Consider the following 11,974-nt stretch of genomic DNA (forward strand, 5'->3'; position numbering starts at 1 on the left):
CGGCTCCTGCCAAAAGCCGGTTTAGCGGACCTGGTCGACCGTCATGAATCCTGCGTCGCTCACGCTCACCACGGCACGCCGATGTGCCTGGATGCTGACGGCATCCTCGGTGCTCGCGCCGATCACGCGGGCCGTGGCTTCGACGCCGACGGGGTTGTTACCACGACGCTTCTGCTTGCCGGCGAAGCGCGCGCGGTTGTAGCCGGCCCAGGCACTGAAGACCAGTGCGCAGATGATGGCGGCGATCAGCACGACGCTGAGGTCGCCTTCCTTGTGGGACGGTTCCAGCACGTAAAGCTGCAGCCAGGCACTGCGAACGCCAAAGGCCCAGGCGCCCAGGGTGATCAGCGGTAGCCAGAGGAAGGCCCAGAAAAGCCAGGCGACGATGGTGACGATGCCGAACATCGCTTTCTGCATCGACGACTGGCGTTCGGGCCGCTGGATCATGATTGCTTCGGCTTTCATCGAAGTCCCCTGTCCGGGCTGACCCATACCGCCCGCGTGCCCTTGCGCTTCATCAGCGCCTTGGGCATCGCGACGATCGAGGTCGCCGTGTTGAGGATCCAGTACACCAGTGGGTACCAGATCATCCAGTAGTAATTGCGGCCGATGCGCGTTTCATAGCGGCGATCGACCAGGAGGCTGATCAGGAACTGCAGCAGGCAGATCGCCCCCAGGACCACGCCATGCCACTGCGGCAACAGCGTCGCGATGTAGAGCGAGGGCGGCAGGTCGATCAGGTGGCCGAGCACCCACAGGGTGACGATGATCGCCATGGTGTACGACCAGACCAGGCTCATGACGTACTCGATGGCCACCGGCCACATGCGACGCTGGCGCCAGGCAAACAGCTTCTTCGTATAGCGCAGCAGCACTTCGGAACCACCCTGGGCCCAGCGCAGGCGTTGCTTCCACAAGCCGCGCAGCGTCTCGGGCATCAGGATCCAGCAAAGCGCATTCGGTTCGTAGCGGATTTCCCAATGGCGCATTTGCAGACGCCAGCTGATGTCGATGTCCTCGGTGACCATGTCGGTGTTCCAGTAGCCGACATCGTGCAGGGCGCTCTTGCGGAAGGCGGCGATCACGCCGGATACCGTGAAGATGCGGCCGTAGACACGTTGCGCCCGCTTGATCAGGCCGATGATCGACGAGAACTCGCCGACCTGCAGCTTGCCCAGCAGGGTGGAGCGGTTACGGATACGTGGATTGCCGGTCACCGCGGCCACGCGGGGGCTGTCCAGCATGTGCGAGAGCAACCAGTGAGTGGCGTAGTCGTCGAGCAAAGCGTCGCCATCGACGCAGACCAGGAAGTCCGCGTTCGAGGCAAGGGCGGCGGCGCGCAGGCCCATGGCCTTGCCCTGGTTGCTCGCCATATGGATCACCCGAAGCTTCGGGTACTGGTCCATCAGCTGATCGAGCTGGGCGCCCGTGTCGTCGGTCGAACCGTCGTTGATCGCGATGATCTCGAAGTTCGGGTACTGCTGGGAGGCCAGGTGCGCGATGGTCTCGCGAACCTGTTCGCCTTCGTTATGGCAGGGCACCACGAGGGTGACCATCGGGTAGGACTCTAGCGCGGGCGGCTTCACGCGCACCGGCTCGTTACGTTCCCAGCGCATGAAATAGATCACACCGCCGGTCATCCAGATGAGTGACATCACCAGCGGATAGAAGAACGCGAATTCCAGCAGGACGTGGAGAATGCCGCCGTTCATCGGGTCGGCTCCGGGTAGGGGTAATCGGATGCCGAGATGAACGGCCGGATGGTTTCGAGGTCCGGGTGGTCGTGCAGGAAGTCGTCCGGGTAATAGCCGATGTGCCGTGCACCGGCGGCCTGCACCGTGCGCAGGCGCTGCGCCAGATCGCTGTCGTTGATCGGGGTATGGGTGCGCCAGTTCCGCGTCGCGAATTCGAACAGGGTGCGATCGAAGCCGTTCGGCACCGCCCCGACCTGCGCGGCCAGGTGCTTGTACCAGCCGATGCGATCCGATTGCTGGTCCAGCTGGGGCATCGCCATCAGTGCCGTCATGTCATAGGCCTTGAGAAAGGCGGGAAGGCTCTGCGCCGTCCAGGCTTCCGCATTCGGCTGCAGGACGGGGAGGGCGTACAGGTTGCGTGCCGTGCGTAGCTGCGGGCGCCACTTCTGCATGCGCTCGGACAGCTCCAGCGTGAAGTCGATCAAGGCCTGGGTGTTCTGTGCCGGTGTGTTCTTCGCCCACGGGCCGAGGTGGTCGGTGTCGCGGATATAGGCATCGTCGGAGAACAGCACACCTGCCGTATCGGCATGCATGGCGAGATCTTCGTAGACGTCGCCGATCATGGCGCGAACCTTCGGGTCGTAGGGTGCCAGCCGGAAGTGGTCGCCGCCGGGTTTCGGCTCGCCGGCGAGCGAAGGAAGATCCTTGCCGTCCGGAAAACGGAAAGCGAGCACGGGCATCCACGCGTAAACGCGTACGCCGGCGCGGGTGCGCAGCTGCCAGGACACCCGCGAGAACAGGTCGGCCCGCATCGGCAGGTGGCGGTTCGGGAAGTACACCGCATCCGCAACGCCGTCGCCATCGGGGTCCGCGTACGCCTGCAGCCAGACCTGGCTCGGATGCAGACGCTTGATGCGGTCGAGCAGTTTGGAAAGGTTGCGATCCTGCTGGGCCGGATCCGGGTCGTAGACGTAGTCGAGGTCGACCTGCACGGCACGCGTGGGCTCGATGCGATCCAGGTGACGCAGGAGCCAGCCCAGGCGGTTCGCCGTGATATTGCCGCTGACCAGCAGACGCGGAATGGTCTTGCCGACTTCGAGCGTGGGCAGGCGGTCGCCCAGGCTGAAGGTCACCGGCATGCCGTGCTCGGCCGCCACCTGGCGCCCGACGCGGGTATAGGCTCCGTAAGGCCACGCAACGGCGCGCGGGCGAACGCCCGTATGCGCGGCGATTTCGTCGGCACTGTGCTGCAGGTCGGCTCCGATGCGCGCGCGGTACTGTGCCTCGTCCTCGTAGACGTGCGCCTTGTCGTCGTAGCGCAGCGAGGCTGCCGCGGGCAGCAGGTTGCCCTGCGGGTTGCCGTTGGTCCCCTCGTGCAAGCCCCAGGAGTGCGACGCGAATTCCACCAGTCCGCCCTTGTGCATCTCGGACACCTGGTCCCAGGTGAGGAAGCAGTCGCGATCGCAGTCGGAACCGTTATAAGGCATGCGCTTGCCGGCGGGCAGGTCGATCCAGGAGCCGACGATGGCGGCTACCGCCGGGTAGTTGTAGGCGCGCAACAGCGGCCAGACACGCGTATAGAAGCTTTCCAGACCATCGTCGAAGGTGAGCAGGACAGCATTGGCCGGCAGCGCCGCGCCGCCGTGGCTCGCATCGACAACCTGCTGCAGGCTGACCATGTTGTAGCCGTTGGCTTTGAGCCAGTCGAAGTGCGAAATCAGGTGGTCGGTGCTGGTGGCATCGGGATCGCGGTCGGCGCGGAGGCCGACGTCGTCGCGAACGTCGTGATACGCGAGCACGATCAGCGAAGGCCGCACGGGCGTGACGGTCTGCGCGAAAGCGGGGAGCGCGAGCCCGAGCAGGGCTAGCAGGAACAACAGCGAACGCATGACTCTCATTCTCCCCAGTGCAGGGTAAGGTCGAGGACGACGCGATGTTCGCGGCGGCCATCGTAGGGTTGGTTGTGCCAGCCGATGCCCCAGCCCAGGCGGATACCCGCGCGCGGCTGGAAGATCTGGCCGTAGCGGATGCTGGCCATCCAGTCGGTGGCGTAGCCTTGTTCGGCGTACTGGCCGACGGCGACGTCGATGCGCTGGGTGACCTGACGCTCGTAGAACTGGCCGAGCAGGTTCTGCAGACGTCCGGTCAGGGCGTAGCTGTTGTCGCGGCGGGGATTGAAGTACGGGCGATCGGTCTGCGTGTTCATCGAGCCGCCCAGTTCCACGCCGCCATCGAAGGCGAGGTTGGGGGCGGTATACACCCGTTGCGTGAAGGCGGCGAGCCAGCCGGTGCGCTTGTTGCCATCGCTGAAATCGTCGCGCGACAGGCCCAGGCGCGCCTGGGTCAGCTCGCTGGCACGCCAGGTCACGGCGGTGTCGATCGTCTTGGCCGAGATGCCGTAGTACTGCGCGCGCAGCGGCGTGTCTTCGCCGGCCGTGCTGAAGTCGGCAGCGATCGCCCAGTGATCGCTCAGTGACCAGTCGAAACCGGCTTCGATCGCCGTCTTGCCGACGTAGCGGTCTGCCGCGGGAAGGGCCTGCACGTAGACCTCGAGGCCACGCGCATAACCGCGCACGCCCAGGCCGAAGCGTGTGCGGCGGACATCGCCTTCGGGCAGGTCGGCCGTGGAGTAGCGACCGAGCGCGAGCACGCGCCAGTGATCGTCGATCAAGGGGCTTGCGATCGTAGCCACGGTCGCACTGTCACGGTCACCATAGTCGGGGCTGGAGCCCTTGCCGTTCTCCTGGCTGATATCGAATTGCCAGCCACGTTCGCGCTCCCACGATTGCACGGCGCGGTCCACGCGATCGGTGCGGTTGCCCACGACCTTGGCTTCCGCAAGGTTTTCGTCGATCCCTTCGTAATCGTGAAGCGCACGCTGGGTGTCGGCCGCATCGAGGTAGGAGTCGACATCGCGCGGGTTCAAGGTATCGGCGATGGCCAGGTCGTCCTGGGCGCGCCGCGGCCAGCCACGCGCCAGTTCCACCATGCCGAGCTGGCGGCGGATGTTCGACTCGGCGGGTGCTTCACGGCTGAGCGGGACGATGCGTGCATACGCGTCGGCTTGCATGTCGACGATGCTGCGCGCGGAGATCGCGGCGGATTCGGCATCGAACTTGCGCGGGTTCTGGATCGGCAGGCGGATGCCGGGTACGCGGACCCAGGGCTGCTCCTTTGCGGCGAGGGTATCGATCGTGGCGAGAGCCTTCGCGGTTTCGCCCGACTCCAGATAGGCGTACATCAGCCCGATGCGCGGATCGATCTCGGCATCGTCGTAAGGACCGGGGTCCTTCGCGATGCTGTCTTCGTAAAGTCGTGCGGCTTCGGCGGGCCGCCGCCGCGCAAGGAGGGCATCTGCGGCGTTTCGCTCGGCGTACGCGGGAAGGGTGACGCCTTGCGCATGAAGGGCGTCGTAGCGCTGCGCCGCCTCGCCGGTAAGGCCGGCCTGGTCGAGCGCGACGATGAGGTCGAACTGCTCCCGCTGACGCATGTCGGCGGGCAGCAGAGGATCGTCGGCCAGGCGCCGCGCGTCGGCAACGGCGCGGTCCGCTTCGGCATATGGCGCCCGCATGTCGGCCGGCTCGCCCATGGCCCAGCGGGTTTCGCGCGCGACATGGTCAGCCTCAAGGCGCGCCTTGTCCGTCTGGCTCTGTGGCGGCTGCAACGTCGACGCCAGTTCCCTGGCGCGCGTCGTTGCGCCCATTTCCGTCAATAAAGTGACGTTGAGCGTCTGCGCCTCATGGTCATCCGGCCAGCGGGCGAGGAGGGCCTGGCAGTGGGCCAAGGCCTCGATCCGATGACCCTGGTCACGCTCCTGGCGAACCTTGGCGATGAGCGCATCGCGCTCGGGGGGTGCCGCAGCCTGTGCCACAGGCCCATGCAGGGCCAGGAGCAGCGCAAGGCAGAGCCTGGCGCGCGGCATGCGGATGTCCCGCTGAAAAATCATCAAAGTTGATCCCATCCCGACAACATGACCTGTCTCGATCGTGCCGGATATTCATTCCCGGCAACGGAGGTTTAAAGAAGCCCGCCATCGTAAAGGCAAGCACCGTGCCACATGTGATGCGCGTCACATTTTTCTGGCGGTTCGAAGAACGGCGTTCAGGCTTGCGACGCGCGGGTACCCGTGTCGGATGTCTTCACGCCGATGTGCCCGTCGTCGTCGATGCTTAATACGGCGCGGCGACTGTCCTGGATGCGAAGCGCCTCGGCGGTCGATGTGCCCAGCGATTCCGCCGCAGCGGGCAGCGATACCGCGCCGGCCTTGCGGCGACGCTGGCGCCCTCCCTGTTTACGTCTTCCCTCGTAGAGCGACCAGGCGAGGAACACCAGCAGGCTCAGCGGCGCCAGCCAAACGATGTCGACCAGCTCGCGTGTGCTGCTGAGGACGACACGGGGTATCCAGCGTTCGACGTGCACCGGGATGTCCAGCGCGCGGGCCACCCGGTGCAGCGCAGGCAGCCAGAGCAGGCCCCAGAGCAGCCAGGCGAGCACGGTGAGCACGCCGTACAGTGCGCGCCGTGGCAGTGACTGGCGCTCGGGTTGGTCGATGACGATCGCTTCGGCTTTCATGTGATGCCCCGGTCCGGACTGACCCACGTGGCGCTCTGTCCATGGCGGCGCATGGCGGCACGGGGCAGGGCGACGATCGAGGTGACGGTGTTGAGCATCCAGTAAGCCAGCGGGTACCAGATCATCCAGTAGTAGTTGCGACCGATCTTCGTCTCGTAGCGACGATCCACCAGCAGGCTGAGCATGAATTGGGTCAGGCAGGTGATCCCGAGGACCACGCCGTGCCATTGCGGGAACAGCGATTCGACGTGGAAGGGGGGCGGCACATCGACGAGCTTGCCGACGGCCCACAGCACGATGATCGCGGCCATGACGTACGACCAGACCAGGCTGAGCAGGTATTCGATGGCCAGCGGCCACATGCGGCGGTGCCGCCAGCGCAGGAGGTTGCGGGCATATCGCAGGAGGACTTCGGAGCCGCCCTGCGCCCAGCGCAGGCGCTGCCGCCATAGGCCGCGCAAGGTCTCCGGCATAAGTATCCAGCACAGGGCGTTAGGCTCGTAGCGGACTTCCCATGCGTTCATATGCAGCCGCCAGCTCACGTCGATGTCTTCGGTGACCATGTCGGTGTGCCAGTAACCGATGTCGTGCAGGGCGCTCCGGCGAAACGCGGCGATCACGCCCGACACCGTGAAGATCCTTCCGTAGACACTCTGCGCGCGCTTTATCAGGCCAATGATCGACGAGAACTCGCCCACCTGCAGTTTGCCCAGCAGGGTCGAGCGATTGCGGATACGCGGGTTGCCGGTCACGGCACCGACACGGACGTTGCGCAGGAGCTGCCAGACCAGCCAGTGCGTGGCGTAGTCATCGAGCAGGGCATCGCCGTCGACACAGACGATGTATTCGCCATGGGCCGCAAGCGCGGCGGCACGCAAGGCCATGGCCTTGCCCTGGTTGGTCTCCAGGTGGAGGACACGCAAGCGTGGTTGCTCGCGCATCAGGGCATCGAGGAGGGGCCCGGTGTCGTCGCCGGAACCGTCGTTCACCGCGATGATTTCAAAGTCGGGCCAGCGCTGGCTGGCGAGGTGCGCAATGGTCTCGCGCACCTGCTCGCCCTCGTTGAAGCACGGCACGATGAGGGTGACGAACGGGTAGTGGTCGAGCTGGGGTGGGCTTTCGCGATCGCCTTTACGGCGCTCGATGCGGAAGAAGTAGACCAGCCCGCCGCTCATCCAGAGCAGCGACATGATCCATGGGTAGAAGAACGCATATTCGAGCAACGAATGCATCAACGATGCATCCGTGCTCATCCGTGGGACCTGCCGATGACGATGCTCATAATCGGCAAGTCTGGCTATTTCGTGTTGACGTTTTGTGTAGGACTCACGCGGTGTATTCAGCTTCCCGCGTGACCTCGAAACCCTCGTCCATCCATCCGGTCATGCCACCGGCCATGATCTTCACGGGGCGTCCGAGACGAGCCAGCTTCGCCGCAGCACGAGCGGCGCCGTTGCAATGCGGGCCGGCGCAATACGTCACGAACAGCGTCGACCCGGGCCACGCCGCCATGCGTGACGCGATGATCTTGCCGTGCGGCAGGTTGATCGCTCCGGGCACGTGGCCCCTGGCGAACAGGGCCGGGCTGCGGACATCGAGCAGCACGAACCCAGGATGGTCACTGGCGAGCGCCTCGTGCGTGTCCCAGCAATCGGTTTCAAACGCGAGTTCGGACTCGAAGCGGGCGACGGCGAGATCGGAGGCGGCAGCGGGAACACGGACGACGGCGTTGGACATGACGGCTCTCGTGGCGGTGGATGTGCAAGCCATTGTCCCGATCGCCGCCGACCGGCATAGTGGCGAGAACGCCATCATGCGATCAAATCATGACAAGTCAGCCCGGTCCGCCGAACGCGCTCGTCGTCGCACTGCTCTACGACGGCCTGTGCATGTTCGAGTTCGCCAGTGCCGCCGAGGTCTTCGGCCTGGCCCGGCCGGAACTGGGCGACGACTGGTATCGCTTCGAGACCTGTGCGGTGGAAGGCGGCGATATCCGCGGTCAGCACGGTGTCCGGGTCCGGCCCGATGGGAATCTCGATCGTCTCGACGCGGCCGGGACCATCGTTATTCCCGGTTGGAAGGGTGTCGACGAGGCGGTGCCTTCGGTCGTGCTGGATGCACTTCGTCGCGCCCATGCCCGCGGCGCGCGCCTGCTCTCGATCTGCTCGGGGTCGTTCGTGCTCGCGGCGACGGGCTTGCTCGACGGACGCCGTGCCACGACCCACTGGCGCTACGCGGAGGCGATGCGCGAGAGATACCCGGCCATCGAAGTCGATCCGGGTGTGCTCTATGTCGACGAGGGGCAGGTGCTCACCTCGGCGGGTAGTGCGGCCGGTCTCGACCTCTGCCTGCATCTGGTCCGGCGTGATCGGGGCCCTGCTATCGCCAACCACGTGGCGCGGCGCCTGGTCATCCCGCCTCACCGGGACGGCGGCCAGGCCCAGTTCGTCGAGCGGCCCGTGGCCAGCCGTGAGCGCGATCTGCTTGGCCCCGTGATGGACGCGATGCGCCGTCGCCTTGCCGACGATCTGCCGCTGGCCACGCTTGCCGCCATGGCCGCGATGAGCGAGCGCTCCTTCATCCGTCGCTTCAAGGCCTCCACGGGCACGACGCCGGCGGACTGGTTGACGGCCTTGCGTGTCGATCGCGCCCGCGAACTGCTCGAAGCCTCGACGCTGTCGATCGAGCTGATCGCCGGGCAGACCGGCCTTGGCTCCGCGACGACGATGCGCCATCACTTCCGGCGCAAACTCGGAACGAGCCCGGGAGCCTATCGCCAGCGGTTTGCGGCCCAGCGATAAGCGTGCGCCGCCAGCTGGCCTAGGCCATTGCACCGATTCACGGCGGGTGGGGAAGGCGCTACAAAGGGCCGGTTGAGTCGGATCCCGAGGTCACTCGTGATGGTGGAACAGCAAACACAGACGCCAGCAGCAGCACCGCTGCCACGACTGGACTTCATCGACGCGCTGCGCGGGCTGGTCATCGCACTCATGGTCCTCGACCATACGCGCGACTTCGTCAATCGCCAGGCCTTTCTGTTCGATCCGCTGGATCTGGACAAGACCTCGGTCGCCCTGTTCCTGACACGATGGGTCACCCATCTCTGCGCGCCGACCTTCGTTCTTCTTTCGGGTGTATCCATCTTCCTGCAGGCGCATCGTGGCAAGACCGGGTGGCCGCTTTCGCGGTTCCTGCTCACCCGTGGCCTGTGGCTGATCTTCCTCGAAATCACCGTGGTCGACTTCGGTTTCGATTTTCGTCCGGCGATCTTCCTGCAGGTGATCTATGCGATCGGCCTGAGCATGGTGCTGATGTCCGCAGTAGTTCACCTGCCGCGGCGCGTGGTGCTCGGTCTGGGCATCGTGCTGGTGGCGGGGCACAACCTGTTCGACGGCGTCGACGCCGCCACGCTCGGTGCCTGGGGCCTGCCATGGCATCTGCTCATGCAACCGGGTGTGCTGCCGTTCGGTTTCATCGCCTATCCGGTGCTGCCCTGGTTCGGTGTGATGTGTGTCGGCTATGGGATCGGTGGTATCTACCTGATGGAGCCGTCGCACCGAAGCCGGACGCTCGCGCTACTGGCGATCGGGGCACTTTTGCTGTTCTTCGTGCTGCGCCTGCCGAACCTCTACGGCGATCCGCGGCCGTGGACCGTGCCCGCCGATGCGTCCTTGACCCCATTGGCCGTGATGTCCGTGGCGAAGTACCCGCCCTCGCTGGACTACGTCCTGGTCACGCTCGGGATATCGACGCTGATCGGCCTCGCGCTGGGGCGTGCCCCGGCGTGGCTGTTAAAACCGTTCCTTGCATTCGGCCGTACGCCGATGCTCTCGTACCTGCTGCATATCTATCTCGCCCACACCTTCGCGGTGATCATCGCGCAGTTCTACGGTGTGCCGGCGGCGCACTTTATCGGCACCCTGAGCGATCCGTCACGGCTGCGTGCGGATGGGTGGGGATTGTCGCTTTGGGGTACGTACGCCGTGTGGCTTGCCGTGCTTGTCGTGCTGTATCCGATGGCCAAGGCTTATGCGCGATACCGGGCCACGCACAAGAGGTGGTGGCTTAGCTATCTGTGAGACAGCCGTGATATCGGACCAGGCTCACGACATCGTGGGATCACATCGGATCACGGTCTCCCGTAACAGCGTGTCCAGCAGCGCGAAATCCATGGCGTGTTTTTCCACGGGCGACACGTTGGCGAGGCGCTCGAGTTCACGTTCCACGAAGGCGTTGATGGCCGGCATCGGCGTGGCTTGCTCGCTCTCCATCGCCGCTCGCTTGATGACGAGAAGCTTGTCGATGGCAAGGCGAAGCGCCGGGCCGGTGACGATCGTGTCGACCAACTGCTGGAAGGGCATCGGCGCGGTGCCTCGGCCCTGTTCGATCCAGAGCGCCGCGAGCAGCGGCCGAAGGACGTAGAGGTACTTCTTCAGCCTGACCATGTCACCGCGCAGGTAATCGCGGTAGTTCTTCCTGGCCATGTGCAGGTAATGAAGGAAGGAGCGCTCGGCCTGGTGTGTATCGCGAGCGACCCGCCGAACCTCCTGAAGGAAAAGCGCATCCGCGCGATAGACCACCGGGGAATCCAGCCATTCGATCAACGTGGCGTTGCCTCGCTTCAGCAGGCCCAGTGCCTTGCGCAGGTCCCAGCCGTTGATGTCCAGCTCGTCGGAAATCGGCAGTTCGATCACGTCACGGTGTGGCGTGACCGAAAGGTAATGGGACAACGGTGCGACATAGATGAACCGGACGTCATAGTCACTGTCGGGCGAGGCGAAGCCCCACCCGCGGCTACCCGATTCGCAGGCGTAAAGGACGCGCACGCCATGTTCGCTCTCGATCGTCGAAAGCCGTTCGACGATATCGGAGCGGACAGCGTCGCTGACCGGATGAACCAGCGGATCGGCAGCCAGGACAGGGGTATTCACGGCGTTCCTTCGTCGGTCGGTCGGCAGACCATTAAATCAAACTCTACCCCAACGTGGTGACCACGGCCGGAAACACCGACTCATAGGCCTCGCCATACGTCATCGGCGTGCCCGAGTTGCGGCCGCCCTGGACACCGCGCTGCAGCGCCACCCGCGTGTAGTACTCCCACAGGTGCTCCTGGCCCTGCATGCACTCGATGGCGGCGCGCTTCTTGTCCCAGGCATCGGTGATGTTGAGAATCGTGTCCGGCTTCCAGCTGCACTGTTCGGGCTGGTGGGGCTCGAAGAGATAGACGGGCGGTGCGCCGATCACCGGAGTCGCGGGGTCGTGGCCGTGGGCCTGCGCCACGATGCGCGCCTCCTGGGCGAAGGCGCTCACCGCCACATGGTCGGCGTTGTAGGGGTCGAGGCGCGAGTGCGTCATGACCCAGCTCGGCCGTACGGCGCGGTAGAGGTCCGCCAACCGGAACAGCACGTCCTTGCCCAGGGTGATGGGGTAGTCGCCGAGGTCCCAGAACTGGATATCCGCCACGCCGAGGTGTCGCGCGGCGTTCTCCGCTTCGACCTGACGCTCCGACTTGACCTTCTCCAGCGTCATGCCGGGCTTGCGCCAGAGTTTGGCCGATTCGCCGCGCTCGCCGTACGAGAGGCAGACGACGGTCACGTCCCAGCCGGCCGCGGCATGCAGCGCGATCGCGCCACCGGCGCGCCAGACGAAATCGGCCGAGTGCGCGCTGACTACCAATGCTGTGTTCTTCGTCATGAGGGGATCCGTTC

At 65.2% G+C, this 11,974-nt stretch carries 11 protein-coding genes; 2 read left to right on the forward strand and 9 right to left on the reverse strand.

Annotation, left to right across the window (positions count from 1 at the left end; translation table 11 throughout):
* Positions 1–21: 21 nt before the first annotated feature.
* The 7 genes from pgaD (BJI69_RS16480) to BJI69_RS16510 all read right to left on the reverse strand — a co-directional run bounded on the left by pgaD (BJI69_RS16480) (position 22) and on the right by BJI69_RS16510 (position 8,003).
* On the reverse strand, positions 22–465 hold the full coding sequence (pgaD, locus tag BJI69_RS16480; protein WP_046966575.1) for a poly-beta-1,6-N-acetyl-D-glucosamine biosynthesis protein PgaD: 444 nt from the start codon (positions 463–465) through the stop codon (positions 22–24).
* A complete protein-coding gene (gene pgaC / locus BJI69_RS16485) occupies positions 462–1,712 on the reverse strand; it encodes a poly-beta-1,6-N-acetyl-D-glucosamine synthase (RefSeq protein WP_046966576.1) in 1,251 nt (416 codons plus the stop codon). Before pgaC (BJI69_RS16485) ends, pgaD (BJI69_RS16480) begins: the two co-directional genes overlap by 4 nt.
* The gene (pgaB, locus tag BJI69_RS16490; protein WP_244465219.1) at positions 1,709–3,583 is read right to left on the reverse strand and encodes a poly-beta-1,6-N-acetyl-D-glucosamine N-deacetylase PgaB; all 1,875 of its coding nucleotides are present in this window, start codon (positions 3,581–3,583) and stop codon (positions 1,709–1,711) included. Before pgaB ends, pgaC (BJI69_RS16485) begins: the two co-directional genes overlap by 4 nt.
* A gap of 5 nt (positions 3,584–3,588) precedes the next feature.
* Entirely contained in the window at positions 3,589–5,640 is a 2,052-nt protein-coding gene (pgaA, locus tag BJI69_RS16495) for a poly-beta-1,6 N-acetyl-D-glucosamine export porin PgaA (RefSeq protein ID WP_052767054.1), read from the reverse strand.
* Positions 5,641–5,795: 155 nt separating this feature from the next.
* Positions 5,796–6,266 carry a poly-beta-1,6-N-acetyl-D-glucosamine biosynthesis protein PgaD gene (pgaD, locus tag BJI69_RS16500; protein WP_046966579.1) on the reverse strand — a complete coding sequence of 157 codons (471 nt, stop codon included), beginning with the start codon at positions 6,264–6,266 and terminating at the stop codon, positions 5,796–5,798.
* Positions 6,263–7,498, reverse strand: a complete 1,236-nt coding sequence (gene pgaC, locus BJI69_RS16505; protein WP_244465220.1) for a poly-beta-1,6-N-acetyl-D-glucosamine synthase — start codon at positions 7,496–7,498, stop codon at positions 6,263–6,265. Before pgaC (BJI69_RS16505) ends, pgaD (BJI69_RS16500) begins: the two co-directional genes overlap by 4 nt.
* Positions 7,499–7,592: 94 nt before the next feature.
* A complete protein-coding gene (locus BJI69_RS16510) occupies positions 7,593–8,003 on the reverse strand; it encodes a rhodanese-like domain-containing protein (RefSeq protein WP_125903088.1) in 411 nt (136 codons plus the stop codon).
* An 89-nt stretch (positions 8,004–8,092) separates the two neighbouring features.
* On the opposite strand from BJI69_RS16510, the gene ftrA reads away from it, so the two are divergent.
* Both ftrA and BJI69_RS16520 read left to right on the forward strand, forming a co-directional pair.
* Positions 8,093–9,067 (forward strand): transcriptional regulator FtrA, encoded by a 975-nt coding sequence (gene ftrA / locus BJI69_RS16515; RefSeq protein ID WP_046966582.1) that lies wholly within the window; start codon positions 8,093–8,095, stop codon positions 9,065–9,067.
* 99 nt (positions 9,068–9,166) lie between these two features.
* Positions 9,167–10,345 carry an acetyltransferase domain-containing protein gene (locus tag BJI69_RS16520; RefSeq protein ID WP_046966583.1) on the forward strand — a complete coding sequence of 393 codons (1,179 nt, stop codon included), beginning with the start codon at positions 9,167–9,169 and terminating at the stop codon, positions 10,343–10,345.
* Positions 10,346–10,369: 24 nt separating this feature from the next.
* Here BJI69_RS16520 and BJI69_RS16525 read toward each other — a convergent pair whose 3' ends face one another.
* Together BJI69_RS16525 and BJI69_RS16530 are read right to left on the reverse strand one after the other, a co-directional pair.
* The gene (locus BJI69_RS16525) at positions 10,370–11,197 is read right to left on the reverse strand and encodes a nucleotidyltransferase domain-containing protein (RefSeq protein ID WP_046966584.1); all 828 of its coding nucleotides are present in this window, start codon (positions 11,195–11,197) and stop codon (positions 10,370–10,372) included.
* 43 nt (positions 11,198–11,240) lie between these two features.
* Positions 11,241–11,960 carry a PIG-L deacetylase family protein gene (locus BJI69_RS16530; RefSeq protein ID WP_046966585.1) on the reverse strand — a complete coding sequence of 240 codons (720 nt, stop codon included), beginning with the start codon at positions 11,958–11,960 and terminating at the stop codon, positions 11,241–11,243.
* Between the last annotated feature and the right edge of the window lie 14 nt (positions 11,961–11,974).

This window comes from Luteibacter rhizovicinus DSM 16549 (assembly GCF_001887595.1).
Taxonomy (GTDB): domain Bacteria; phylum Pseudomonadota; class Gammaproteobacteria; order Xanthomonadales; family Rhodanobacteraceae; genus Luteibacter; species Luteibacter rhizovicinus.